Below are 23,117 nucleotides of genomic sequence, written 5' to 3' on the forward strand. Positions count from 1 at the left end.
GCCCGCATGTCTCAGCCACAGCCTCGGATACGTTTCGCCACTCTGGACGACGACGACGCCCTCGGCCGTCTCGACCGCGCGACGTGGTCTCCCCTGCACGCGGTGACGCCTCCGGAGCGGCAGCCGTACCAGCCGTTCTTCTCCGACCGGTTCGGCCCGCGGGACCACATCGTGGCGGAGCTGGACGGCACTCTGGTGGGCTACGTACGCCTCGGCTACCCCACGGGGCTGCCGACGAACGCGCACGTCCGGCAGATCCAGGGCCTCGCCGTCGCGGACGCGGCGCGCGGCCGCGGTGTGGGCAGGGTGCTGGTGCGGGCGGCGATCGGCGAGGCCCGGCGGCAGGGCGCGCGCCGGATCACGCTGCGAGTCCTAGGCCACAACGCCCCGGCCCGGGCGCTGTACGCGTCGGAGGGCTTCGTCGTGGAGGGGGTGCTGCCCGGGGAGTTCCTGCTGGACGGCGCGTACGTGGACGACGTCTTGATGGGCCACACCCTTTAGGGCGCCGATCAGGCCCCTGCCGGAGCCGATTTCGGGGTGCCGGTGGTGCCCCCGGGAACACGGGATGTGAACGTAGAGCACATGAATCACCTGCGACCCCCGCGGCGCCCGGGACACCGCCGCTCCACGGCGACCGCCTCCGTCCTGCTGCTGCCGCTCACCGTGACCGCTCTGGCCGCCTGCTCCGACGCCGGCGACACGGCCGCGCCGCCGGTGGCCTCGCCCGCCGCGACGGCGTCCGGGGAGCGCTGCGCGACGAAGCCGATCGTGCCGGAGACGGACGCGGCCGACGCGGCCGGGCAGTCCGCGGCGACGGGCGTGTACACGCTGGACAAGGGCGCGGTGAAGGCGCCGCGCAAGCAGACGTTCACGGCGCGGCGGGCCGACCGGTCGGCGATCCTGGTGTCGGGTTCCGGGCGGCTGTCGACGTACGACTCGAAGGTGACGAAGAACGGCGGCGCCTCGTCGCTCGCCGCGGCGGGCGGCCACGGTGTCAACGCGGGGGTGCTGGCCCGCGACGGCGGCCGGCTCGATCTGTCCGGCGGCCTGTACTACACCACCGGCAAGGGCTCGTCGGGCGTCGCGGCGACGGGTGAGGACACGCGGGCCACGCTGAGCGGGGGCGGCATCAACACCCAGGGCGCGTCCTCGGACGGCGTGTTCGCGTCGTACGGCGGCGTCCTCGATCTGACGTACGTCCAGATCGTCACCATGGGCGCGCAGTCCGCCCCGGTCGCGACGGGGCCCGGCGGCGGGAAGGTGACGGTGTCGGGCGGAACGATGACCTCGGCGGGCTGCGGTTCGCCGGGGGTGCACACGTCCGGTGACGTCTCGCTGTCCGGCACGCTGTTCGACCTGGCGAACTCGGAGGCGTTCACGGTGGAGGCCGGCGGTTCGCTCGCCCTGAAGAACGTCCGGGCGACCGCGGCGGCCGGCGGTGTCGTGCTGCGCGGCGACGGCAAGACCTCGTACACGATGGAGGACGGGGCGCTCCTGGCCACGGACGGCGATGTGTTCAGCGTCCGGGGCGGCGCGGCGGAGGTGGAGCTGTCGGGCGGCGCCGAGGTGAAGACCAAGAGCGGGGCGCTGCTGCGGGTCAAGGGGATGAGCGACGCGACGTTCCGCGCGGACGACGAGAAGCTGACCGGCGATGTCGTGGTCGCGGACGGGTCCACCGCCGACCTGGAGCTGACCGGGTCGACCAAGCTGGACGGCAAGGTCAAGGGGGCGTCGCTGACGCTGTCCGACCGGGCGCGCTGGTCGGTGGCCGGGCCGTCGACGCTGTCGGGGCTGTCGTTCGGCGGCGGAAGCGGGTCGGACGGGAGCGGGTCGGACGGCGTGGCGAAGAAGGTCGCCAAGATGATCGACGGGCACGGGTACGCGGTGACGTACGACGAGGCGTCCAGCCCGCAGCTGGACGGCAAGTCCTACCGGCTGAAGGGCGGCGGCACGCTGAAGCCGGCCTGAGCCGCCGTCTCAGCCGCGTCCCTGGAGGCGGGCGGCGCGTTCGCGGATCGCGGGCAGCTCCGCCATCAGGGCCAGGCCCGGGCAGAACGTCTCGTAGCCGTCCCGGTGCCCGGAGACCGCCAGGAAGTCGGCGGTGCTGCCCGCGGGGAAGCGGCTGTGGCTGTTGCTGGAGACCAGGTGCGCCGTGGAGCGCGGGTCGATCCCGGACAGGCCCAGCTTCCACGCGGCCACGGCGGCGATCGCGTCGGTCATGGCGCGCGGCACCGGGGTGCCTTCGGTGAAGGTGCCGACGGCGGCGATCCCGGCGGTGTTCTGGTTGAAGCCCTGGGTGTGGGCGCCGACGACGGGCCGGTCGGCGCCGCCCGCCCGGCCCTCGTAGACGGTGCCGCAGCGGTCGACGAGGAAGTTGTAGCCGATGTCGTCCCACGCCTTGCCGCCCGCCTGGCCCGCGTACAGATAGCGGATGATGCGCGGGGTGTCGGCGCAGTCGTAGCCGTTCGGCGAGTCGGTGTGGTGGATGAAGACCGCCTCGACGCGGTCGCCGTAGCGGACGGGGTCGCGCCGGTAGGTGTCGGCCTGTGCGAGCCACCGGTCGCGCGGCACGATCCGCGGTGCCGCGCTCGCGTGGGCGCCTGAGGCCGCGCGGGCCCGCACCGGGAGCGCGGCCGCCGGCATCACCGAGTCCGCCACGGTCCTCGACGGCGCGGGTCCGGTCCGGTCGGCGCCGACGGCGCACAGCACGAGCAGCCCGAGGGCCAGGCCCCCGGGCACACAGCACAGCACCCTTCGCAGCACACGCACGTCTCCACTGTCCGGCCGGGCGGGCTGTGCGGTCGGCCACATGTCTGCCACTTGGCGGAACCACCAGTGGGTTCTCAGTCGTTTGTTACCGATATGGACCTGCACCTCCGTGTACTCGACGTGGCGCTGATCGTGGTGGCCGTGGCCTACGCGGCTTCCGGTTACCGCCGTGGCCTGCTCGCGGGCTGTGTGTCGCTGGCCGGGTTCGTCGGCGGCGCCGCCGTCGGGGTGTGGCTGCTTCCGTTCCTGATGGACACCGTCACGCCCGGCACGTCGGCGGCGACCCTCGTCGCGGTGCTCACGGTGCTGCTGCCCGCGCTGGCGGGCCATGCGCTGGCCGGGCTGCTCGCCGCGCGCGTGCGGTTCGGGATGGACCGGGCGCCGGGGCCGCTGCGGGTGGCGGACGGGATCGGCGGGGCCGCGGCCGGCACCGTCGCCGTCCTGGTCGTGGCGTGGGTGGCGGGCAGCGTCCTGGCGTCGTCGTCCTCGACGGCCCTGAACCAGGCGATCCGCGGCTCGTCGGTGCTCGGCGCCGTGCAGGACACGATGCCGTCGACGACACCGGCGTGGTTCTCGCGGGCCAGCGGGGCGCTGACGTCGGCCGGGTTCCCGCAGGTCTTCGACCCGTTCTCGCACGAGCCGTCCGCCGAGGTCGCCGAGCCCTCGGGGGACAGCGTCACGCCCGCCGCGACCCGCGCCGCGGCCCGGAGCACCGTCAAGGTGGAGGGCGCGTCGGGCACCCAGGGCCGCGAGGGCAGCGGCTTCGTGTACGCGTCGCAGCACGTGATGACCAACGCGCATGTGGTCGCCGGCATCGACGATCCGACGGTCCGGGTGGGCGGGGTCGGGCGGGCGTACTCGGCCCGGGTGGTGTTCTTCGACCCGGACAAGGACGTGGCGGTGCTGTACGTGCCCGGGCTCGCCGCACCCGTCCTGAAGTTCGACGGGGACGCGGCGCGGGGTGACGCCGCGGTGGTCGCCGGGTATCCGCAGAACGGCGGGCTGGATCTGCAGGCGGCGACGGTCGCCGACACCATCGACGCCGGCGGGCAGGACATCTACGGGCAGGGCAGCGTCACCCGCGAGATCTATTCGATCCGGTCCACGGTGCGGCCCGGTAACTCCGGGGGGCCGCTGCTCACCACCTCCGGTGAGGTGTACGGGGTTGTGTTCGCGCGGTCCACCACGGATGCCGGGACCGGGTATGTGCTGACCGCCGGTGAGGTGGCGGGGGATGCGGCGCGGGCGGCTTCCGCCACGTCGCCGGTGGACACCGGGGACCTGGTGTCGTCGTAACAGGCCCACCTCGGTCGCGACCGTCGGCGCAGTTCCCCGCGCCCCTGAGGTGGTTCGCCAGGTGCGGCCCGGTGGCCGCTTCTCGCGCAGTTCCCCGCGCCCCTGAAACGAGCTCCGCTCGTCCAGGGGAGGCTGCGCGTAGCGCATGCCTCAGGGGCGCGGGGAACTGCGCGACCAGCCCCCACCGGAGCCGCCGCCGACAACCCACCAGGGCCCCCGTCTGGCCCGCGCGCAGCAGACCGGCCTAGTAGTGCGTACCCCCGTCGATACGAACCTCGGTACCCGTGATGAAGCGGCCGTCGTCGGAGGCCAGCATCGCCACCACCCCGGCAACCGCCTCGGGCCCGGCGAACCCCCCGTCCCCCAGCGCGGGCGACAGCTTCGCGAAGAGGGTCCAGTCGGTGTCGGCGGGCAGCCCGGGCCCCTGGCTCTGCCTGCTCTCGCCGGAGCCGTCCGTCATGCCGGAGGAGATCGAGCCGGGCTGCACGGCGGTGAACCGTATGCCCTGCTTGCTGTACTCGGCGGCCAGCGCGTGCGTCATGGACTGGATGCCGCCCTTGCTGGCCGCGTAGGCCGCCATGTACGGGTGGGCGAACAGCGCCGACGTGGAGCTGAAGTTCACGACGGCGGCACAGTCGCTCTCCAGGAGCGCCGGGACGGCCTCGCGGATCATCAGGAAGGTGCCGGTCAGATTGACGGCGACGACCTGGTTGAAGTCGGCGAGCGACGTCTCATGGGTGTGCGAGGAGCGCAGGATGCCGGCGGCGTTGACCAGCACGTCGAGGCCACCGAGCGCGCCCAGCGCGGCGGCGACCCCGTCACGTACGGACGCCTCGTCGGCGATGTTCACGACGACCGTGGTGAGCCGCCCGGCGTCGGCGCCCGCCTTGGCGACGGTGTCGGCGAGGCCGGCCTCGCTGACGTCGGCGGCGACGACCGTGCCGCCCTCCGCCAGCATGCGCAGCACGGTGGCCTGGCCGATGCCCGAGCCACCGCCGGTGATGAGTGCGCGGCGGCCTTCGTAACGGTTCATGTCGACTCCCTGAGGGGCTTGTTCTGAGATGCGGCGTTCACCGTACGCCCAGGTGGCACGTTTTGCCATGTTGGCGTTCTGCGCCGACCTGGCTTCCGCCGGTTACGCTTGCTCGGGTGAGCCGACCCGTGAACCCGCCCCTCTCGCTGACCGAGCGCCGCAAGGCCGCGACCCAGCTCGACATCGCGCACGCCGCGGCCGAGCTCTTCACCGAGCAGGGCCCCGACGCCACGACGGCGGAGGAGATCGCGGGCCGCGCCGGGGTCGCGCTGCGCACCTTCTACCGGTACTTCCGCAACAAGCAGGACGCGGTGGCCCCGCTGCTCTCCACCGGCGGCGCCCAGTGGCGCGAGCTGCTGGCCGCCACGGAGCCCGGGACGCCGCTCCCCCGGGCCCTGGAGGCCGCGGCGGTGGCCTCGCTGACCCAGTCCGGCGAGGCGGCGGCGGAGGCGCTGCGCTGGACCCGTGGGCTGCTGCGGGCGGCGCAGGACGATCCGGCCCTGCGCGCCGTCTGGTACCGGGTCAACCAGGAGTCCGAGGAGCAGTTGCTGCCGGTCGTCGCCCGGCTCGTGGGCCCCGGCGCGGACGACCTGGAGCTCCGTCTGATCGCGGCCGCCGCGACGGACGCGATCCGGGTGTCCCTGGAGGTCTGGGCGGCCTCGGACGCCGACGTCGCCGGACCGGGCTCCCCCGGGGACCTGGTGATCCGCGCCCTCAGGGGCGCGGGGAAGCGCACGACCGGCCAGGACGGAGCCGCGGCAGCGTCGAGCGAGTAACCCGGCAGACAGACTCGCGGCCCGTCGGGGCCGGGCGAACGACCCCCGTACCCCTGACGGGGCGCACTCCGCAGAGGAGCCGTGCGCCCGTGTCGCCCCCCGTGCGCGGCCCCTTCTTCACGGGAACCCCACCTACCCTCGACCCGAACTCAGGTATTCCGGGGCCGAGTCCGGGGCATATGCCTCCAACTGACAGCCGCGCAACCTCGGGGAGGCGCACGTGCTTGAGCCCGCACACGCAGCAGCAGGAACCGTCGTCGTCGTGGGAGCCGGGATCGCCGGACTCTCGGTGGCCCAGCACCTGACCAGGGTGGGCGTGAGGACTCTGGTCCTGGAGGCCGCATCGGGCGTCGGCGGACGCATGTCCACGGAGAAGGTCGACGGATTCCGGCTCGACCGGATCGGGCGGCTGCTCTCCACCTCGTACCCGGAACTGCGCCACACGCCCGGCCTGGACGGCCTCGTCCTGCGTCCCTTCTCCCCCGGCGTGCTGGTGCACAGCGAGGGCCGCAACCACCGCGCCGGAGAACCGGCCGGCCCCCGGCGCGCGAGGGGCGCGCTGAACGCGGCGCGCGCCCTGGCGAGCGCCCCTCGTCCGGTCCGGGGCTCCAGACCGCCGCTGGGCGGCCCGCTCGACCACGCGCGGCTCGGCGCCGCGCTGGCCCGGATCGCCGCGACCGAGCCCGCACGCCTGCTGGCCCGGCCCGAACTGCCCGCGGACCGCGCCCTGTCGGAGCGCGGCCTGTCCTCCAGAACGCTGCACGGCTTCCTCCGGCCGCTGCTCTCGGCCCTGCTGTGCGACCCGGATCTGACGACGTCCGGCCGGTGCGCGGAGCTGGCCCTGCACGCGTACGCGAACGGCCGTCTGGCGGTGCCCGAGGGCGGCGCGGACGCCCTGCCCGAGCTGCTCGCGGCCGGGCTCCCGCCGGGCACCGTGCGCACGGGGGTCCGGGTCACCGCCGTCGCGGCGAACCGGATCACCACCGCCGAGCACGGCGAGTTCCCGTGCCGGGGCGTGGTGCTGGCGACCGACGCGGCCGCCGCCGCGGAGCTGCTGCCGGGTCTGCGCGTGCCCCGCTTCCATCAGGTCACCGTGGTGCATCACGCCGCGCCCGAGCCGCCGCTGGCCGAACCGGCACTGCTGCTCGACGCGGACCGGATCGGGCCCGTCGCGCACACCGCCGTGATCAGCCAGGTGGATCCGACCCGCGCCCCGGTGGGCCGCGCGCTGGTCTCCTCGACGGTGCTCGGCCCGCCGCCCCGCGAGGGCGAGCTGCGCACCCAGCTCGCGGTGCTCTACGGCACGTCGACCCGGCGCTGGGAAACCCTCGCCGTGCACCACGACGCGCACGCCGTGCCCGCGATGCCGGCCCCGCACGACCCGCGCCGCCCGGTGCGCCTGCTCGACGGCCTGTACGTGTGCGGGGACCACCGGGACACCAGCACCGTGCAGGGCGCCCTGCACTCGGGGCGGCGGGCGGCGCGCGCGGTCCTGGCGGACCTGGGCGCGGCACCGGTCCCGGCACCCGAGGAGGGGGCTCACGTGGGCGAAGCCGCTTGAGCCCACCGCCCCGGTCTGGTTCGATCCGACCGGGACACCCAAGATCGCGCCCGTCTCCGTGGCACATTCCGGAGGCGGGCGCCCCCAACTCCCGTCGCCGGCGCGGGTCGTCAGCCCAGCGCCGCGACCTTGTCCCGGTAGCCGCGGACGGGCCCCGCGTCCCGGTACGGCTCCAGCCGCCGCTCGAACTCGCGCACGTACTCGTGGGCCCGCACGGAGCGCATGTCGGCGGCCGCGGCGGCCGCCTCCGCGCCCAGCGCGCACGCCGCGTCCAGCTCGCCGAGCCCGAGCCGGGCCGAGGCGAGCACCACCCGGCAGAACAGCCGGCTGCGCGCGTATCCCGGCGAGCGCAGTTGCAGCGACCGCTCCGCGTGCTGGGCGGCCGCCCGGTACTGCTGGAGATCCCGGTAGCAGTGCCCGAACTCGTCCGCCATCTGCGCCTCGTCGAAGAAGCGCGCCCAGTGCGGGACCTCGTCGCCGGGCCGCACCGCGTCGAGCGCGCGCTCGGCCCGTACGAGCGAGGAGGTGCAGGCCCGCACCTCGCCGAGGACGCCGTGCCCGCGCGCCTCCACGGAGTGCAGCATGGCCTGGACGGCCGGGGGCGCCGAGGTGCCCACCCCCTGCTGGGCGACCCGCGCGAGCTGCACGGCCTCCCGCCCGTGCCCCAGGTACACGGCCTGGCGGCTCATGGTGACCAGGACGTACGAGCCGTACATCCGGTCGGCGGCGGCCTGGGCGAGCCGCAGCGCCTGCACGAAGTAGCGCTGGGCGAGTCCGTGGGCCGCGATGTCGTACGAGGTCCAGCCGGCGAGCCGGGTCAGATCGGCGACGGCGTCGAAGAGGCGCCGCCCGGTCTGCTCGCCGTAGGTCCCGCGGAGCATCGGCTCGGCCTCGTGCTCCAGGTACCGGACCAGGGCCTGCCGCGCGTGCCCGCCGCCGTAGGCGTGGTCGAGGGCGCGGAACAGCTCGGCGACCGAGCGCAGCGCCGCGATGTCGCCGCCGGTCACCTTCTGGCCGGGCCCGCGCTCGGTCTGGGTGCGCTGGCGCGGCACGCCGGGCCTTCCCTGGGGCGGGACCCGGGGCGGCAGTTCGCCCCGGCCCACCCGGTCGTCGGCGCGGCCGATCAGCCAGTCCCGGCTGGGCACCACGAGCCCGGCCGGGGTGAACGCGATCTTGCGCAGTTCGACATGGCTGCCGGAGTCCTTGCGCCACAGGCCGCTGACGATGTCGACGGCCTCCTCGGGCGATCCGGCGAACTCCAGGCCCGCGTACACGGGCGCGCACGCGTCGAGCCCGAGGTCCTGGGCGGAGAGGCGGCGGCCGAGCCGCCGGGTGAACACCTCGGCGATCAGTGCGGGGGTGGTCCCCCGCGGCTGCTGCCCGCGCAGCCATCTGGTCACCGAGGTCTTGTCGTAGCGCAGGTCGAGACCGTGTTCCAGCCCTAGCTGGTCCACGCGGCGCGCGAGCCCCGCATTGGAGAATCCCGCCTCCGCGATGAGCGCGGCGAGCTGGCGGTTCGGGGTGCGCTGCGGAGGTCGTTCCGTCATCAGCTGTGCGGTCTCCTGCCTTCCGGGCCGGGGTGCAGCCCTCATGGAACGGCGCGACTGTAACGACGAAATTCGGCCTCGACAGGGGCTTCCGGCACCCTTCATCCGATCGTGTGACGAACGGTGGGGAAGGTGGACAGGGGGCCGTGAGCGGCCCGGCCGGAAACAGTCATACGATGCGTGTGCGCTACACCGGAAGGTTCAAGGTTCCCCGTGCCTCATATCGACATCGACTACTCCGACCGTCTCGTCGGCGCGGACGGCGGCCTCGACGTATCCGCCCTGGTGGCGGAGCTGCACCCGCTCGTGGTCGACCGGGTCCGGTCGGTCGGGGTCGGCAAGACGTTCGCACGGCCCTCGGCCTCGTACGTGGACGGGGAGGCGGCTCCCTTCGTCCATGTGTCGGTCGGCCTGCTGCCCGGCCGTCCACAGGCGGTCAAGAACGCGCTCTCCGAGGACGTACTGGCTCTGCTCGACAAGCATCTGTCCCCGGTCCCCGGAGTGACGTACTCGGTCGAGGTTCGCGATCTGGACGCCTCGTACCGCCTCTACCCGACACATTGACGCGCCGTACGCTTGCCGTGGGCGCGACATGTGCACGGTGCAGGTTCTGTTCTTGAGGAGGCGCTTGCCGTGAGTGAGTTCCGGTTCGTCCGGCTGGGGTTCGGTGCGGACATGGTGGATTACCAGGCCGCGTGGGACGAGCAGCGCCGGGTGCACGCCGCCCGCTTCGCCGACGAGATCCCCGACACCTGTCTGCTCCTGGAGCACCCGCCGGTCTACACCGCGGGCCGCCGCACCGCCCCCGAGGAGCGCCCGCTGGACGGCACGCCCGTCATCGACGTGGACCGCGGCGGAAAGATCACCTGGCACGGCCCGGGCCAGCTCGTCGGCTACCCGATCCAGAAGCTGCCGCGCCCGGTGGACGTGGTCGCGCACCTGCGCCGCCTGGAGGACGCGGTGATCGCGGTCTGCGCCGAGTTCGGCATCGAGGCCGCGCGCGTGGAGGGCCGGGCGGGCGTCTGGGTCCTCGGCGACCCGATCGAGCGGCGTACGAACCTGGGCGGTTTGTCGCTGGACTTCAACCCCCGCCTGAGCAGCGAGGACGAGGAGTTCGACCACCGTCTGGTCGGCCCCGAGTACGCGCCCTCGAACGCGGGCCAGCGGCACGAGGACCGCAAGATCTGCGCGATGGGCATCCGGGTCGCCAAGGGCGTCACGATGCACGGCTTCGCGCTGAACGTGAATCCGGACACGTCGAACTTCGACAAGATCATCCCGTGCGGCATCCGGGACGCGGGCGTCACCTCGCTCTCGTACGAGCTGGGCCGCGAGGTCACCATGGACGAGGTGCTGCCGGTGGCGGAGAAGCACCTCCAGCACGTCCTGGGCGGAGCGGATCTCAAGCCGCGCTTCGTAGAGAAGGCCGAGCGGGCCACCGCCTGACCGCCCGGCGGGGAATGCACCCCGTTGGCCAGAGGTTGGCCACCCGTGAGGGCCATGCACATCACGGGCGTACCCTGATGTACGCCGAGGAATCGAAGCTGTAGGGAGCCGGTCGTGTCCGCAGTCGCACCCGACGGACGCAAGATGCTGCGCCTGGAGGTCCGCAACGCCCAGACCCCCATCGAGCGCAAGCCCGAGTGGATCAAGACCCGGGCGAAAATGGGCCCCGAGTACACCAAGATGCAGAACCTCGTGAAGTCCGAGGGTCTGCACACGGTCTGCCAGGAGGCGGGCTGTCCCAACATCTACGAGTGCTGGGAGGACCGCGAGGCCACGTTCCTCATCGGCGGTGACCAGTGCACGCGGCGTTGTGACTTCTGCCAGATCGACACCGGCAAGCCCGAGGCCCTCGACCGCGACGAGCCCCGCCGGGTCGGCGAGTCCGTCGTCACGATGGACCTGAACTACGCCACGATCACCGGCGTCGCCCGCGACGACCTGGAGGACGGCGGCGCCTGGCTGTACGCGGAGACGGTCCGCCAGATCCACGCGCAGACCGCCGAGCGGGCCGAGGGCCGCACCAAGGTCGAGCTGCTCGCCCCGGACTTCAACGCGGTGCCCGAGCAGCTGGCCGAGGTCTTCTCGTCCCGCCCCGAGGTCTTCGCGCACAACGTGGAGACGGTGCCGCGCATCTTCAAGCGCATCCGCCCCGGTTTCCGCTACGAGCGCTCGCTGAAGGTCATCACCGAGGCCCGCGAGTTCGGCCTGGTCACCAAGTCGAACCTGATCCTCGGCATGGGCGAGACCCGCGAGGAGATCTCCGAGGCGCTGCGCCAGCTGCACGACGCCGGCTGCGAGCTGGTCACCATCACGCAGTACCTGCGGCCGTCCGTGCGGCACCACCCCGTGGAGCGGTGGGTCAAGCCGGCCGAGTTCGTGGAGCTGAAGGACGAGGCCGAGCAGATCGGCTTCTCCGGCGTCATGTCGGGCCCGCTGGTCCGCTCCTCGTACCGCGCGGGCCGCCTCTACCAGATGGCGATCGAGAAGCGGGGCGCGTACGTCGCCTCTCAGGCGGTCTGACCGTCCGGTGAGAACGCGGGCCTCCGCCCGTGTGAATTCACGCACAAACCCCTACCGGCCAGTAGTGGCCGGTACGACGCGGCCCGCGCCGTCCTCGCAGATGAGGGCGGACGTCAGGGCCGCGTCAGCGTTTGCGGCGCGGGCGTCAAGGTTTCATGGGTGTTTGACCGTCCGGTCACGCCCTGGTAACACCAATCAGTGACCCTGAAATCACCGCTCGTGCACACCTGGCCGTCGCACCGACCGCACTGAACCGTCTCTGAGGGGGGACCTCAACCATGCAGGCCGCGCCCGTTCGCGCCACCGCCATCCCGACGTTCACCGACGCGCTGCGCGCCGTGGAGTCGCTGCTGATGAGCGGCGGCCAGCGTCACGCCCGCCGCAACGCCTGGACCTCCGTCCTGGAGGACCGCCGCCGCGCCAAGGACCGCGTCGAGGCCCAGCGGGTGCTCGAGGCCGTCTCCGCCCGCGGCTGACACTCGCCGGACCGTACTGCTGTTCATGCCCCGTCCCCGGCCACGTAGACTTCAGCACATGGCGAGGAAGGACACGGCAGCGGACGCTGCGAATCCAGGGCGACTCAAGCAGATCGCTCTGACCTACAAGATGACCAGCAAGGCCGACCCCAAGATCGGTCTTGTACTCGCGGCTGTGGGAATCGTCACCTTCGGTGTCCTTCTCGCGATCGGCTTCTTGATCGGTCACCCCATCTATCTCGGAATTCTCGGGCTCCTGCTCGCCTTCCTCGCGATGGCGATCGTCTTCGGACGCCGGGCCGAGCGAGCGGCCTTCGGCCAGATGGAAGGCCAGCCCGGAGCGGCGGCCGCGGTGCTCGACAACATCGGCCGCGGCTGGACGACGACCCCGGCGGTCGCGATGAACCGGAGCCAGGACGTCGTGCACCGCGCGGTCGGCAAGGCCGGCATCGTGCTCGTCGCGGAGGGCAACCCGAACCGGGTGAAGTCCCTGCTCGCGGCCGAGAAGCGCAAGATGGCCCGCATCGTGGCGGACGTCCCGGTGCACGACATCATGGTGGGCAACGGCGAGGGCCAGACCCCGCTGAAGAAGGTCCGCACCACGATGCTGAAGCTGCCCCGCGTGCTGAACGGCCCGCAGGTGACGTCGACCAACGACCGGCTCCGCGCGATGGGCGACCTGATGTCGAACATGCCGCTGCCGAAGGGTCCGATGCCCAAGGGGATGCGGATGCCGAAGGGTGGCGGCAAGGCTCGGTGACACCGCCGCTGTCTCCACGTGAATAAAGGCGGGCCGGAACCTTCGGGTTCCGGCCCGCCTTGTGTCTTCTGGGCCCCTGGAAGCGAGCGGAGCTCGCTTCCAGGGGCGCGGGGAACTGCGCGAGAAGCCCCACGGCCGTCAGTCGGCCGACAACGCTCAGATACGGACCTCGACGGACCTCGCGAGCCGATCGTGCAGCCCGCGGCCGTCCCGGTCCCAGATCAGCGCGGGGATCGCCACGCACAGGAGCAGCGTCCGCACGACGACCCACCCGATCCCGAGCCGCCCACCCCGCTCGGAGACGACCCGCAACCCGAACAGCCGCTTGCCCGGCGTGCAGCCGATGGTCCCGACGGTGAGCACCCCGAGCGCGAAGAAGATGAGCAGCGCCCAGTTCCCCGTAGCCTGGTTGTAGCCGTGCGTGACAAGGCCGTATGCGATCAGCATGCACAGCGCCCAGTCCACGACGAGCGCTCCGATGCGCCGCCCCGGCCGGGCGATCGAGCCGGGCCCGGACTCCGGGAGCCCGAGCTGTTCACCGCGGTAACCGAAGTCCGCTCCCGCGTTCTCCAACGCCTCACGCGGCCCCGACAGCCACGAACCCATTGCTTCCCTGTTGTCCACGGCTCCACGGTACTGCGCCGCGTCCCTCACCCGGCCTCGGGCCCTGGTCCGGTTAACTTCTGCGAAACAAATGGGTCATGCTTGAGAAATCACGTCTGCCTATGGTCGGGTCCCAGCGTGTGCCACCGCACTGGCCGCACCCCCGAGCAGCAACCCCGCCCCTCCCCGGGTGGGAGTAGGAGGAGTTGGATGTTCCAGAACGCCGATGACGCCAAGAAGTTCCTCGCGGACGAGGACGTCAAGTTCGTCGACGTCCGCTTCTGCGACCTGCCCGGGGTGATGCAGCACTTCACGATCCCGGCGGCGGCGTTCGACCCGACGGAGGAGCTCGCCTTCGACGGCTCGTCGATCCGCGGCTTCCAGGCGATCCACGAGTCGGACATGGCGCTGCGCGCGGACCTGTCGACGGCCCGGGTCGACCCCTTCCGCCGCGACAAGACCGTCAACATCAACTTCTTCATCCACGACCCGATCACGGGCGAGCAGTACAGCCGTGACCCGCGCAACGTGGCGAAGAAGGCCGAGGCCTACCTCGCCTCCACCGGCATCGCCGACACCGCGTACTTCGGCCCCGAGGCCGAGTTCTACGTGTTCGACTCGGTCCGCTTCGAGACCTCCGCGAACCGTTCGGTCTACGAGATCGACTCCGAGGCGGGCGCCTGGAACACCGGCGCCGTCGAGAACAACCGCGGTTACAAGGTCCGCTACAAGGGCGGCTACTTCCCGGCCCCGCCGGTCGACCACTTCGCCGACCTGCGCGCCGAGATCTCCCTGGAGCTGGACAAGAACGGCCTCCAGGTCGAGCGCCAGCACCACGAGGTCGGCACGGCCGGCCAGGCGGAGATCAACTACAAGTTCAACACGCTGCTCGCCGCGGCCGACGACCTGATGCTCTTCAAGTACATCGTGAAGAACGTCGCCTGGCGCAACAACAAGACCGCGACCTTCATGCCGAAGCCGATCTTCGGTGACAACGGCTCGGGCATGCACGTCCACCAGTCGCTGTGGTCCGGCGGCGACCCGCTGTTCTACGACGAGCAGGGCTACGCGGGCCTCTCGGACATCGCCCGCTACTACATCGGCGGCATCCTGAAGCACGCCCCGTCGCTGCTCGCCTTCACGAACCCGACGGTGAACTCGTACCACCGCCTGGTCCCCGGCTTCGAGGCCCCGGTCAACATGGTCTACTCGCAGCGCAACCGCTCCGCGGCCATGCGTATCCCGATCACGGGCTCGAACCCGAAGGCCAAGCGCGTCGAGTTCCGCGCGCCGGACCCGTCCTCGAACCCGTACCTCGCCTTCTCGGCGCTGCTGATGGCGGGCCTCGACGGCGTCAAGAACAAGATCGAGCCGGCCGAGCCGATCGACAAGGACCTGTACGAGCTGGCTCCCGAGGAGCACGCGAACGTCCAGCAGGTCCCGACCTCGCTCCCCGCGGTCCTCGACGCCCTGGAGGCGGACAACGAGTACCTGCAGGCCGGCGGCGTCTTCACGTCCGACCTGATCGAGACGTGGATCGACTACAAGCGCACGAACGAGATCGCCCCGATCCAGCTGCGCCCGCACCCGCACGAGTTCGAGCTGTACTTCGACATCTAGAAAACGCACGGGCCGGAGCAGCTTCACAGCGCTCCGGGCCGCGCAGGGTCCGTGGGCCGTGTCCTTCCCCGTAGAGGAGGAGGACACGGCCCACGGTCGTTGGACACGAGTGCGCTCGGCAGCCGCGGCCCTCTTCCTGAAATCCCGAAAGGCGTAAAACAGGCAAAAGCCTTAAACTCGGGCACGTCGCACACGCTGAAGCAGCCTCGGAGGAGTGCCCCATGAGCAATCTGTTCGTCGTCGCGTACAACGACCTCGCCACCGCCAATCAGGTCCGCGACAAGGTCCTTTCGATGACCCGGGAGCACCTGGTCGAGCTGGAGGACATCGTCGTGGTCGAGCGGCGTGAGAGCGACGGGAAGATCAAGCTGCATCAGGCCGTGAACCACACCGCGACCGGGGCCGCGGGCGGGGCGCTGTGGGGCGGGGTCATCGGGATGCTGTTCCTGGTGCCGTTCCTCGGCGCGGCCGTGGGTGCCGCCGCCGGGGCCGCGGGCGGGGCCGTGACGGACACCGGGATCAACGACGGCTTCATGAAGGAACTCGGGCAGAATCTGCGGCCGGGTGCCGCCGCCGTGTTCGCCCTGGTGAAGCAGGCGGCCCGGGACAAGGTCGTGCCGGAACTCGTGGTGTTCGGCGGCCAGTTGGTGCAGACGTCGCTGAGCACCGAGGAAGAGGAGGCGCTGCGCGAGATGGCGCAGGCGGCTCAGCGCAAGGCCCAGCAGCAGGCGCCGCAGGAGGAGCGGGTTCAGGACAGCGCTCAGGGCGCCGGGGCCTGATCGGCCCTCACTGGAACGGCAGTTCGTCCGGGCGCTCGGTGATCTGCCGGGCCACGTGCGCCACCTTCAGCTGACGGGAACGCGCGTACCTCCTTAACCGCTCGAACGCCTCGTCCAGCGGGATGTCGTGGCGGGCCGAGACGATGCCCTTGGCCTGTTCCACGACGACCCGGCTGGACAGCGCGTGCTCCAACTGGCCTGCCAGTACACGGCTTTCGGTCACTTCGCGCTGGAGCGCGAGAGTGTGCGCGGCGGCCTCGGCGAAGTGGCGGGCCAGGGTCAGGGCCCGCTCGTCCAGGCGGCGCCCCTGGGCGTCGAACAGGACGAGGGCGCCGGTCGGGCCACCCTTCGCGGGCAGCGGCAGCGCGGTGACCCGGCCGTGGCCCAGCGACGTGACGCGCGCGGTCCAGCGCGGCCAGCGGACGCGCGTGGGCGTCGTGGTCACGTCCACGTCGATGAGGGCGCAGCCGGTGGTGCGCGCGTCGTGGCCGGGACCCTCCTGCCAATCGGTGGCGTCTTCCTCCAAACCGCGCAGGGCGACGGCCGTGCCCTCGGTCTGGACGGCCCGGCCGGCCGCGGAGAGGTAGTGGACGCTCGCCCCCCGGGCGCCGAACAGCTTGCTGCCCCCTTCCACCAGGGCGGTCAGCAGATTCTGCGTGTCGAGCGGATCGCGGGCGGCCTCGCCCGTCAAGTGGGCGAAGATCGAAGCGAGTTCCTGCTCATGCAGCGCCACGGTACAAACCCTTCTCAGCCGAGTTCGAGTTGCCGGTCGACGATATCGGTCGCCACATCGCCGATGGGGCGTCCGTCGGCGAACGCCCGTGCTTTGACCAGTTCCAGTGCATCGCCGACGGAGCAGCCGACCTGGACGGCGACCACCCCCGCGGCCTGGTGCACCACCGCCCGGTGGTCGATGCCGCCGAACAGGCCGGGGACGGCGTCTCCGCCGAGCAGCACGCTGCGCGTCAGCGCGTCGGCGATCCGGCCGAAGAGTGCCGTGGACGCGATCTCCGGGAGCGGGTCGAAGACCGCGAGGGCGCCTATGCACTCACCGGGCGCCTGCAGCGGCACGGCCACCACCTTGCGGATGCCGAGGGCGGCGACGGCCGGACCGTATGCGGGCCAGCGGCGGCTGAGCGCGGCACCGGACGCCTCGATCGGAGCGCGGGCCGCCACGGCCTCCTGTGCGGGCCCTTCCCCCATGACGAACTCCAGGTCCTGCGCGTCGTGGGAGGACTGGTCGGACGAGGCGGTGGCGACCTGATTGCGGTCGTCGTCGACGAGGGTCACGGCGACGCTCCGGGTGCCGCACACCTCGGCGACGCCGGTCATGAAAAGGGGTGGCGGCCCCTCACCGACGGTCCACTGGGCGATCCGTCGGGCATGGGCCTCCAGGAGGTCCGCGGCGACCCGGTGGCGGGATGCGGTGCCGTGGTGGATCTCGGCCAGCCGCCGGAAGACGCCGCCGGCGGCACCTCCCGACAGTGACTCATAGCGCTCGGCGAGCAGCGAAGCGCGGTCGGCACGCTCACGCGCGCGAACCGAGCGCTGCCAAGCCAGCGCGGCCTGAGCGGGCGAATCGCCCCCGAGGTCCATGCCCCTCAGCGTACGCCTTCGGACCCCTCCGCACCCGAGGCACGGCCCTCTTCCATCAAAAGGACGACACCCCCGCGGTGGCCGTCGAACGGGCTGCACTGGACGAGGCAATTCATGCTGCGGCCAAGGCGGTTGACCGCGGCGATGTCCACGGGAGCACCGCGCCTGCGGGTCTTGACGCACTCGTCCACCACGGCGCGCAGCGACTGGGTGGGCAGCCCGAAGTCCAGGCCGAAGAAGGGCTCGTCGATCACTTCGTCCTGGCGCAGGCCCCACAGGTCGGCGGCGCCCCGGTTCCAGCTCTTGACGTTGAGTTCCTTGTCGAGGACGACGACGGCGGCGGCGATGGAGGTGAGGACGCCCTCGAGGAAGGCGCGGGTCTCGTCCAGTTCGTCGCTGCGGATCCGCATCTCCTCGTTCATGGTCTCCAGTTCCTCGTTCCCGGACTGGAGTTCCTCGTTCGTCGTCTCCAGTTCCTCGTTGGTCGACTGGAGTTCCTCGTTCGTCGTCTCCAACTCCTCGATGGAGGACTGGAGTTCTTCGTTCGTGGTCTCCAGCTCCTCGTTCGTCGACTGGAGTTCCTCGTACGCCGTCTCCAGGTCCTCGCGTACGCGCTTGACCTCGGCCTTGAGCTGGGTGGCGACGGTGACGTCGGTGAACGTGATGTTGGTGGCGGCGGGGAGTCCGCCGCCGCCGACCAGTGGCTGGACCAGGATGTCGAAGAACTGGACGTCCTCGCCGACCCTGCGCTCCGCCCCGTTGACCCGCAGGGTGCGGCGCTCGTGCGTGGCCTGGTCGATCAGGGAGCGCAGCTCGACCGGGCGGTAGGAGATCTCCAGGTCCTGGAAGGGGCGGCCGATGTCGTTGGCCGTCAGGCCGAACTGGACGCGGGCGTGGTTGTTGATGAGGACCACGATGCCCTCGGAGTCCACCGCGAGGGCGGCGCCGGGCGAGGCGTCGAGGATCAGATCGCGCAGCTGCCGGTTGCGCGCGACGTTCTGCATCTCGCCGGGGGCGCCGGGGCGCAGCTTCAGCGGGGCCGGCTGGTACGGCGTGGTGGCGCCGCCGGGGCGCCGGCGGAAGATGCGCTGGCGCATGCTGATCACGTCGAACCGGTCGGCGTCGTTGAGCAGCATCTCGGCCTTGCCGAGGAACAGGAAGGCGCTCTCGCGCAGCGCGAAGTGGAACCGGTCGATGATCTGGGTCTGCGCCTCCACGTTGAAGTACATCAGCGTGTTGCGGCACACCAGCAGGTCGAGCCGGGAGATCGGGGCGTCGCGGGTGATGTCGTGGCGGCCGAAGATGACCCGGCGGCGCAGGTCGGAGCGGAAGCTGTACTGCGAGCCGTTCTGCTCGAAGTACTTGTCGCGCAGTTCGGACGAGAGCGGTTCCAGGGTCCTGGCCGGGTAGAGGCCGGAGCGGGCGTCGCGCAGCGCCTCGTCGTCGATGTCGGTGCCGTAGATCTTCACCCGGTGCAGGGCTTCCTCGACGCCGAGGGCCTCCGCGAACATGATGGCCAGCGAGTAGGCCTCCTCGCCGCTGGAGCAGCCCGCGCTCCACACCCGGATCTCGTCCTCGGGGGCGAGCGAGGAGAGGATCTCGGGGACCACCTCGCGCTGGAGGTAGGTCCAGGCGTCGGTGTCGCGGAAGATCGAGGTGACGTTGATGAGGATGGTGTTGAAGAGCGCGCCGAACTCGTCGGCGTTCGTCTCCAGTTGGTCGCGGTAGTCCGCGTACGTGCTGATGCCGACGTCGGACATGCGCTTGCGGATCCGGCGGCCCAGGGACGACCGCTTGTACCCGGTGAAATCGAAACCACGGGCGTCCCGCAGAAAGCCGAGCAGCTCCTCGAGCTCCTCGTCCGTCTCCACGTCGCGCGGCGCCTCGCTCATCGTCCTCTACCTACTGCCTTCATCTGTCGACAAGTCCACGGATCACCGCGGGGATCTCCGCCAGAGGTAGCACAAAATCGACTGCTCCAGTGCCCACTGCGGCGTCCGGCATGCCCCCGAATTCGGCCGTTCTCGGATCCTGGACGATCACGGTACCGCCTCGTGACCGCACGGCGTCCACGCCCATCGCGCCGTCGTTTCCGGTGCCGGACAGGACCACCGCGACGGCGCGTGCGCCGTAGGTCCCGGCGACGGACTCGAAGAGCAGGTCGGCGGAGGGGCGCAGGAAATGGACGAGTTCGCTCTGGGAGAGCGAGAGGACGCCGTCGCTGCCGACCAGGAGGTGCCGGTCGGGCGGTGCGATGTAGACGGTGCCGGGGCGGGCCGTGTCGTCCTGCTCGGCGAGTTTGACCTGGAGGACCGTGCGGCGTCCCAGGATCCCGGCGAGCACCGTGCGGTGCCTGGGGTCCAGGTGCTGGACGACGAGGACGGGGACGGGGAAGTCCGCGTCCAGGCCGCCGAGGAACACGGTCAGGGCATGGATGCCGCCGGCCGACGCCGCGACGGCGACCACCTCGAAACTGTCGGAAGTGCGGTGTTCGGACTGCGGCACATCACTCAGGGTAGCGCTCCGGACGTGCCGTACGCAGGCACTACAGGCCGGTGTTCGCGCTCAGCACGCCGTCGGCGATGGCCCGGCGCAGGGCGGTGTGGTCGCGGGCGGTCTGATCCGCGTAGCGCAGGGCGAAGGAGGCGACGGCGCGGTCGAAGGTGTCCGCGCCGCCCAGATAGGCCGCGATGGCGATGCGGTCGCCGGAGCGGGCGTGGGCCCGGGCGAGGGCGGTGCCGCAGAGGCGGGCGTAGGCGAGGAGTTCGTCCGGGGGCATGCCGGCGACGTCGGCCGAGCCCTTCATGTCGCGCAGTTGCCGCCAGTAGAAGGCGCGGCCCTGCGGGCCCGTCATCCAGCCGAGGAAGATGTCGCCCGCGGCCTGCATGAGGCGCTGCCCGGAGACGACGCGGTGGCCGGGGTGGAGGGCGGCGCCGGTCTGCGGGACGTACTCCTCGACGACCGACCGGGTCGCCTCCTTGATCTGGAGGAAGAGCGGGTCGTCGGCGTCGCGTCCGGCGAGGAGGACGATGAAGCAGCGGGTGCCGACGCTGCCGACGCCGACCACTTTGCGGGCGGCGTCCACGAAGCGGTAGCGGTCGAGGAGGCGGCGGCGCTCCTCGGCGAGCGTGGAGCGGTAGTCGCCGAACATCTTGCGGATCGCGGCGGCGTCGGAGATGCCCGCCGGTTCGAGCAGCGGCGGGTCGTGGACGATGCGGCGGCGGCCGTCGGGGGTGGTCTCCGTGAGGCGGGCGAGGGCCTGCAGGCTGGTGCGCCGGGTGGCCTGGGCGAGGGTGCGCTCGGCGCGGGCCCGGTGGCGGGCGGAGCGGACCAGGGGCAGCAGCTCCTGGGCGTCTATTCGCTCGTACCAGACGGCGAGTTCGCCGAGGGCGGCCAGCCGCCGCATGGTGGTGCGGTACGCGGCCGTGCCCGCCCGTGCGGCCTGGTGGGCCTGCTTGTCGCTGTGGCCGTTGTCGCGGGCGGCGACGGCGACCGAGGCGGCGAGCCGTTTGACGTCCCACTCGAAGGGGCCGGGGCAGGTCTCGTCGAAGTCGTTCAGGTCGAAGAGCAGGGCGCGTTCGGGCGAGGCGAACAGGCCGAAGTTCAGCAGGTGGGCGTCGCCGCAGAGCTGGACGGTGAGGCCGGTGTGCGTACCGGTCGCGAGGTCTCCGGCCATGACGGCGGCGGCGCCCCGCAGGAACGCGAACGGGCCGGCCGCCATCCGTCCGTACCGGATGGGCAGCAGGTCGGCGAGGCGGTCGGCGCCCTGGCGTTCCAGGACCACGACGGGGTCGAGGCGGTCGGCGGACGGGATCCAGGGCGCGTGGGAGGAGCGGGGAACGGACTTGCGGGCGCGTCTTCCCTGGGCTGCCCGTTCGGCGGGGCTGCTCACGGCGGGCGCCCGGCCGCTCAGTGCTGCAGCGCGCGGGCGACGTCGGCGCGGACGTCGCCGCCGAGGGAGCGGTTGCTTTGGGCCGTGGCCTTCTCGCTCTTGCCGGCCGCGACATCGCTCACCGTGACCGCGACCGTGTCCAGCCGGTTGCCGCTGCTGTCCTTGAAGTCGACCTGGACCAGGAACGACTTGGTGGACGAGGCCTTGTTGGTGACGTTCACCGGCACCGCGGCGTAGCCGTCCTTGGTCTCCACGCTGCCGAGCGTCACGTCGTCCTTGGCGTTGACGCCGTTCTTGAACTCGTCGAACTTCTTGCCCGCCTCGGCCGTCGCGGACGCCACCGCGTCGCCCGCCCGGGAGGCCGCCGACGAGACGGCGGACGCCGCCTTCGAGGCCGAGCTGGAAGGACTGTTGTTGTCACTGTCGGAGCAGCCCGCCGCGCCGACGGCCAGGGCCGCCGTGAGCAGGGCCGCGCCCGTCGCTCGTACGCCACGCATGCTCGTCATTCCGAACACCTCCGCTCGCCGGTCCACTACCGGTCGACTCAGTCAACGGTGCGCCCGGCGGAGCCCGCATGCCAAGTGCGGCAAACAGGTGACGGCTCCGGCAGGATGAGCAGCATGACCACGAGGCACATCGGCACCGAGGAGCGGCGCGTTCGGCTCGCTCTCGCGCATCGTCTGTCCCCCGCGGCACGGGCCGCCGACGCGGAGGAGGTGGCCCGGTCCCTCGTGGCGCTGCACGGCACGGACCCGGCCACCGTGTATCTCGCGGTCGGCGCGCGGCTCGCGGACGCGGCCGGGACGGTCGCCGGCGTGGAGCGGGCACTGTACGAGAACCGGACGTTGGTGCGGATGCACGGGATGCGGCACACGGTCTTCGTCCTCCCGGCGGAGCTCGCGGCGACGGTCCACGCGTCGACCGGGCTCGCGGTCGCGGCGAAGGCGCGGGCGGCGCTGCACAAGGACATGGTGAGCGGCAGCGACGGACGGCTCACGCCCGAGTGGCTGGCGGAGGTGGAGGAGTCGGCGCTCGTCGCGCTGGCCCGGCGCGGGCAGGCCACGGTCACCGAGCTGGTCGCGGACGAGCCCCGGCTGCGCGAGCGGTTCACGTACGGCGTCGGGACGCGTCACGAGTCGCCGCACACGGTGTCGTCGCGGCTGATGCGGGTGCTCGGGGTGGAGGGGCGGGTGGTGCGGGGGCGGCCGCTCGGCTCCTGGACCTCGACGCAGTTCCGCTGGGCGGTCGCGCCGCCGCATCCCGAACTCCCGGTCGCCGAGGCCCAGTCGGAGCTGCTGCGGCGCTGGCTCGCGGTGTGCGGGCCCGCCACCGAAGCGGATCTGAAGTGGTGGACGGGGTGGAAGGTGACGGAGGTGCGCAGGGCGCTCGCCTCGGTGGGGGCGGTGGTGGTGTCCCTGGACGGGGGCGGTACCGGGTACGTCCTCGCGGAGGGGCTGGAGGCCCCGGCCGAGGCGCCGGAGCCTTGGGCGGCGCTGCTTCCCGGGCTCGATCCGACGGCCATGGGGTGGCAGGAGCGGGACTGGTACTGCCCGCCGGAGATGCGCTCCGCGCTCTTCGACGGCAGCGGGAACATCGGGCCGACCGTGTGGTGGAACGGGCGGATCGTGGGCGGGTGGGGGCAGCGGGACGGGGGTGAGGTGGTGTGGCGGTTGCTGGACGAGTCGGGCGGGACGGGTGCTGCGCGGGCTGTCGCGGAGGAGGCTTCCCGGCTCGGGGCGTGGCTCGGCGGGGTGCGGGTGACTCCGCGATTCCGGACGCCTCTGGAGCGGGAGCTTGCGGCGGGGTGAGGGCGGGTGCGGGTCGAGTGTGGCTGGTCGCGCAGTTCCCCGCGCCCCTGGTGGGTTGTCGTTCGGCTGCGGGCC

23 protein-coding genes are annotated in these 23,117 nt (G+C 72.0%); 13 read left to right on the forward strand and 10 right to left on the reverse strand.

Annotation, left to right across the window (positions count from 1 at the left end):
* Positions 1 to 6 precede the first annotated feature (6 nt).
* Both ABZ930_RS12720 and ABZ930_RS12725 read left to right on the forward strand, forming a co-directional pair.
* Entirely contained in the window at positions 7 to 501 is a 495-nt protein-coding gene (locus ABZ930_RS12720; RefSeq protein ID WP_361545839.1) for a GNAT family N-acetyltransferase, read from the forward strand.
* Positions 502 to 582: 81 nt separating this feature from the next.
* On the forward strand, positions 583 to 1,968 hold the full coding sequence (locus tag ABZ930_RS12725; protein WP_361545842.1) for a hypothetical protein: 1,386 nt from the start codon (positions 583 to 585) through the stop codon (positions 1,966 to 1,968).
* 9 nt (positions 1,969 to 1,977) lie between these two features.
* Here ABZ930_RS12725 and ABZ930_RS12730 read toward each other — a convergent pair whose 3' ends face one another.
* The gene (locus ABZ930_RS12730; RefSeq protein ID WP_361546073.1) at positions 1,978 to 2,760 is read right to left on the reverse strand and encodes a peptidoglycan recognition protein; all 783 of its coding nucleotides are present in this window, start codon (positions 2,758 to 2,760) and stop codon (positions 1,978 to 1,980) included.
* A gap of 102 nt (positions 2,761 to 2,862) precedes the next feature.
* On the opposite strand from ABZ930_RS12730, the gene ABZ930_RS12735 reads away from it, so the two are divergent.
* Positions 2,863 to 4,065, forward strand: coding sequence for a MarP family serine protease (locus ABZ930_RS12735; RefSeq protein ID WP_361545845.1), 1,203 nt, complete (start codon positions 2,863 to 2,865; stop codon positions 4,063 to 4,065).
* Positions 4,066 to 4,309: 244 nt separating this feature from the next.
* Here ABZ930_RS12735 and ABZ930_RS12740 read toward each other — a convergent pair whose 3' ends face one another.
* Positions 4,310 to 5,098, reverse strand: a complete 789-nt coding sequence (locus ABZ930_RS12740) for an SDR family NAD(P)-dependent oxidoreductase (protein WP_361545848.1) — start codon at positions 5,096 to 5,098, stop codon at positions 4,310 to 4,312.
* 116 nt (positions 5,099 to 5,214) lie between these two features.
* On the opposite strand from ABZ930_RS12740, the gene ABZ930_RS12745 reads away from it, so the two are divergent.
* Entirely contained in the window at positions 5,215 to 5,874 is a 660-nt protein-coding gene (locus ABZ930_RS12745) for a TetR family transcriptional regulator (protein WP_361545851.1), read from the forward strand.
* Positions 5,875 to 6,094: 220 nt separating this feature from the next.
* Positions 6,095 to 7,435 (forward strand): NAD(P)/FAD-dependent oxidoreductase, encoded by a 1,341-nt coding sequence (locus ABZ930_RS12750; protein WP_361545854.1) that lies wholly within the window; start codon positions 6,095 to 6,097, stop codon positions 7,433 to 7,435.
* Positions 7,436 to 7,545: 110 nt separating this feature from the next.
* Here ABZ930_RS12750 and ABZ930_RS12755 read toward each other — a convergent pair whose 3' ends face one another.
* The gene (locus tag ABZ930_RS12755) at positions 7,546 to 8,982 is read right to left on the reverse strand and encodes a regulator (protein ID WP_361545857.1); all 1,437 of its coding nucleotides are present in this window, start codon (positions 8,980 to 8,982) and stop codon (positions 7,546 to 7,548) included.
* 213 nt (positions 8,983 to 9,195) lie between these two features.
* Here ABZ930_RS12755 and ABZ930_RS12760 point away from each other — a divergent pair, with 213 nt between their 5' ends.
* From ABZ930_RS12760 to ABZ930_RS12780, 5 genes are all read left to right on the forward strand, one after another.
* Complete coding sequence (locus ABZ930_RS12760; RefSeq protein ID WP_361545860.1) at positions 9,196 to 9,546, forward strand: 5-carboxymethyl-2-hydroxymuconate delta isomerase; 351 nt, start codon at positions 9,196 to 9,198, stop codon at positions 9,544 to 9,546.
* 69 nt (positions 9,547 to 9,615) lie between these two features.
* Positions 9,616 to 10,428: a lipoyl(octanoyl) transferase LipB gene (gene lipB, locus ABZ930_RS12765; RefSeq protein ID WP_361545863.1), complete on the forward strand. Its 813-nt coding sequence runs from the start codon at positions 9,616 to 9,618 to the stop codon at positions 10,426 to 10,428.
* A 114-nt stretch (positions 10,429 to 10,542) separates the two neighbouring features.
* Entirely contained in the window at positions 10,543 to 11,508 is a 966-nt protein-coding gene (lipA, locus tag ABZ930_RS12770; RefSeq protein ID WP_111661885.1) for a lipoyl synthase, read from the forward strand.
* A gap of 278 nt (positions 11,509 to 11,786) precedes the next feature.
* Positions 11,787 to 11,984 (forward strand): hypothetical protein, encoded by a 198-nt coding sequence (locus ABZ930_RS12775; protein WP_111661886.1) that lies wholly within the window; start codon positions 11,787 to 11,789, stop codon positions 11,982 to 11,984.
* A 58-nt stretch (positions 11,985 to 12,042) separates the two neighbouring features.
* Positions 12,043 to 12,744 (forward strand): DUF4191 domain-containing protein, encoded by a 702-nt coding sequence (locus ABZ930_RS12780; protein WP_361545867.1) that lies wholly within the window; start codon positions 12,043 to 12,045, stop codon positions 12,742 to 12,744.
* A 156-nt stretch (positions 12,745 to 12,900) separates the two neighbouring features.
* Here the strand turns inward: ABZ930_RS12780 and ABZ930_RS12785 are convergent, their stop codons facing one another.
* Positions 12,901 to 13,368, reverse strand: coding sequence for an RDD family protein (locus ABZ930_RS12785; protein ID WP_361545870.1), 468 nt, complete (start codon positions 13,366 to 13,368; stop codon positions 12,901 to 12,903).
* A 189-nt stretch (positions 13,369 to 13,557) separates the two neighbouring features.
* Here ABZ930_RS12785 and glnA point away from each other — a divergent pair, with 189 nt between their 5' ends.
* Entirely contained in the window at positions 13,558 to 14,967 is a 1,410-nt protein-coding gene (glnA, locus tag ABZ930_RS12790; RefSeq protein ID WP_361545873.1) for a type I glutamate--ammonia ligase, read from the forward strand.
* A gap of 221 nt (positions 14,968 to 15,188) precedes the next feature.
* Positions 15,189 to 15,746, forward strand: coding sequence for a DUF1269 domain-containing protein (locus ABZ930_RS12795; RefSeq protein ID WP_361545876.1), 558 nt, complete (start codon positions 15,189 to 15,191; stop codon positions 15,744 to 15,746).
* Between the two features lie 7 nt (positions 15,747 to 15,753).
* Here ABZ930_RS12795 and ABZ930_RS12800 read toward each other — a convergent pair whose 3' ends face one another.
* Genes ABZ930_RS12800 through ABZ930_RS12825 form a run of 6 tightly spaced genes read right to left on the reverse strand, consistent with a single transcriptional unit; the run spans position 15,754 to position 21,740 of the window.
* On the reverse strand, positions 15,754 to 16,479 hold the full coding sequence (locus ABZ930_RS12800) for a GAF and ANTAR domain-containing protein (RefSeq protein WP_361545879.1): 726 nt from the start codon (positions 16,477 to 16,479) through the stop codon (positions 15,754 to 15,756).
* Positions 16,480 to 16,493: 14 nt separating this feature from the next.
* Positions 16,494 to 17,342 (reverse strand): GAF and ANTAR domain-containing protein, encoded by an 849-nt coding sequence (locus ABZ930_RS12805; protein ID WP_361545881.1) that lies wholly within the window; start codon positions 17,340 to 17,342, stop codon positions 16,494 to 16,496.
* Positions 17,343 to 17,347: 5 nt separating this feature from the next.
* Complete coding sequence (locus tag ABZ930_RS12810; RefSeq protein WP_361545884.1) at positions 17,348 to 19,234, reverse strand: CheR family methyltransferase; 1,887 nt, start codon at positions 19,232 to 19,234, stop codon at positions 17,348 to 17,350.
* Positions 19,235 to 19,253: 19 nt separating this feature from the next.
* On the reverse strand, positions 19,254 to 19,847 hold the full coding sequence (locus ABZ930_RS12815) for a chemotaxis protein CheB (RefSeq protein ID WP_361545887.1): 594 nt from the start codon (positions 19,845 to 19,847) through the stop codon (positions 19,254 to 19,256).
* A 40-nt stretch (positions 19,848 to 19,887) separates the two neighbouring features.
* Entirely contained in the window at positions 19,888 to 21,234 is a 1,347-nt protein-coding gene (locus ABZ930_RS12820) for a DUF2252 domain-containing protein (RefSeq protein ID WP_361545890.1), read from the reverse strand.
* Between the two features lie 17 nt (positions 21,235 to 21,251).
* Positions 21,252 to 21,740, reverse strand: coding sequence for a hypothetical protein (locus tag ABZ930_RS12825; RefSeq protein WP_361545893.1), 489 nt, complete (start codon positions 21,738 to 21,740; stop codon positions 21,252 to 21,254).
* Between the two features lie 114 nt (positions 21,741 to 21,854).
* Between ABZ930_RS12825 and ABZ930_RS12830 the strand changes: the two genes are divergently transcribed.
* Complete coding sequence (locus ABZ930_RS12830; RefSeq protein WP_361545896.1) at positions 21,855 to 23,042, forward strand: winged helix DNA-binding domain-containing protein; 1,188 nt, start codon at positions 21,855 to 21,857, stop codon at positions 23,040 to 23,042.
* The last annotated feature ends 75 nt before the right edge of the window (positions 23,043 to 23,117 follow it).

The organism is Streptomyces sp. NPDC046716 (genome assembly GCF_040645755.1).
Classification (GTDB): Bacteria; Actinomycetota; Actinomycetes; order Streptomycetales; family Streptomycetaceae; genus Streptomyces.

What these genes read in the sequence shown, in the direction of transcription:
- ABZ930_RS12720 (WP_361545839.1), top strand. Translation starts at nt 7, where the DNA reads ATGTCTCAGCCACAGCCTCGGATACGTTTCGCCACTCTGGACGACGAC.
- ABZ930_RS12725 (WP_361545842.1), top strand. Translation starts at nt 583, where the DNA reads ATGAATCACCTGCGACCCCCGCGGCGCCCGGGACACCGCCGCTCCACG.
- ABZ930_RS12735 (WP_361545845.1), top strand. Translation starts at nt 2,863, where the DNA reads ATGGACCTGCACCTCCGTGTACTCGACGTGGCGCTGATCGTGGTGGCC.
- ABZ930_RS12740 (WP_361545848.1), bottom strand. Translation starts at nt 5,098, where the DNA reads ATGAACCGTTACGAAGGCCGCCGCGCACTCATCACCGGCGGTGGCTCG.
- ABZ930_RS12755 (WP_361545857.1), bottom strand. Translation starts at nt 8,982, where the DNA reads ATGACGGAACGACCTCCGCAGCGCACCCCGAACCGCCAGCTCGCCGCG.
- ABZ930_RS12775 (WP_111661886.1), top strand. Translation starts at nt 11,787, where the DNA reads ATGCAGGCCGCGCCCGTTCGCGCCACCGCCATCCCGACGTTCACCGAC.
- ABZ930_RS12780 (WP_361545867.1), top strand. Translation starts at nt 12,043, where the DNA reads ATGGCGAGGAAGGACACGGCAGCGGACGCTGCGAATCCAGGGCGACTC.
- glnA (WP_361545873.1), top strand. Translation starts at nt 13,558, where the DNA reads ATGTTCCAGAACGCCGATGACGCCAAGAAGTTCCTCGCGGACGAGGAC.
- ABZ930_RS12795 (WP_361545876.1), top strand. Translation starts at nt 15,189, where the DNA reads ATGAGCAATCTGTTCGTCGTCGCGTACAACGACCTCGCCACCGCCAAT.
- ABZ930_RS12805 (WP_361545881.1), bottom strand. Translation starts at nt 17,342, where the DNA reads ATGGACCTCGGGGGCGATTCGCCCGCTCAGGCCGCGCTGGCTTGGCAG.
- ABZ930_RS12810 (WP_361545884.1), bottom strand. Translation starts at nt 19,234, where the DNA reads ATGAGCGAGGCGCCGCGCGACGTGGAGACGGACGAGGAGCTCGAGGAG.
- ABZ930_RS12825 (WP_361545893.1), bottom strand. Translation starts at nt 21,740, where the DNA reads ATGACGAGCATGCGTGGCGTACGAGCGACGGGCGCGGCCCTGCTCACG.
- ABZ930_RS12830 (WP_361545896.1), top strand. Translation starts at nt 21,855, where the DNA reads ATGACCACGAGGCACATCGGCACCGAGGAGCGGCGCGTTCGGCTCGCT.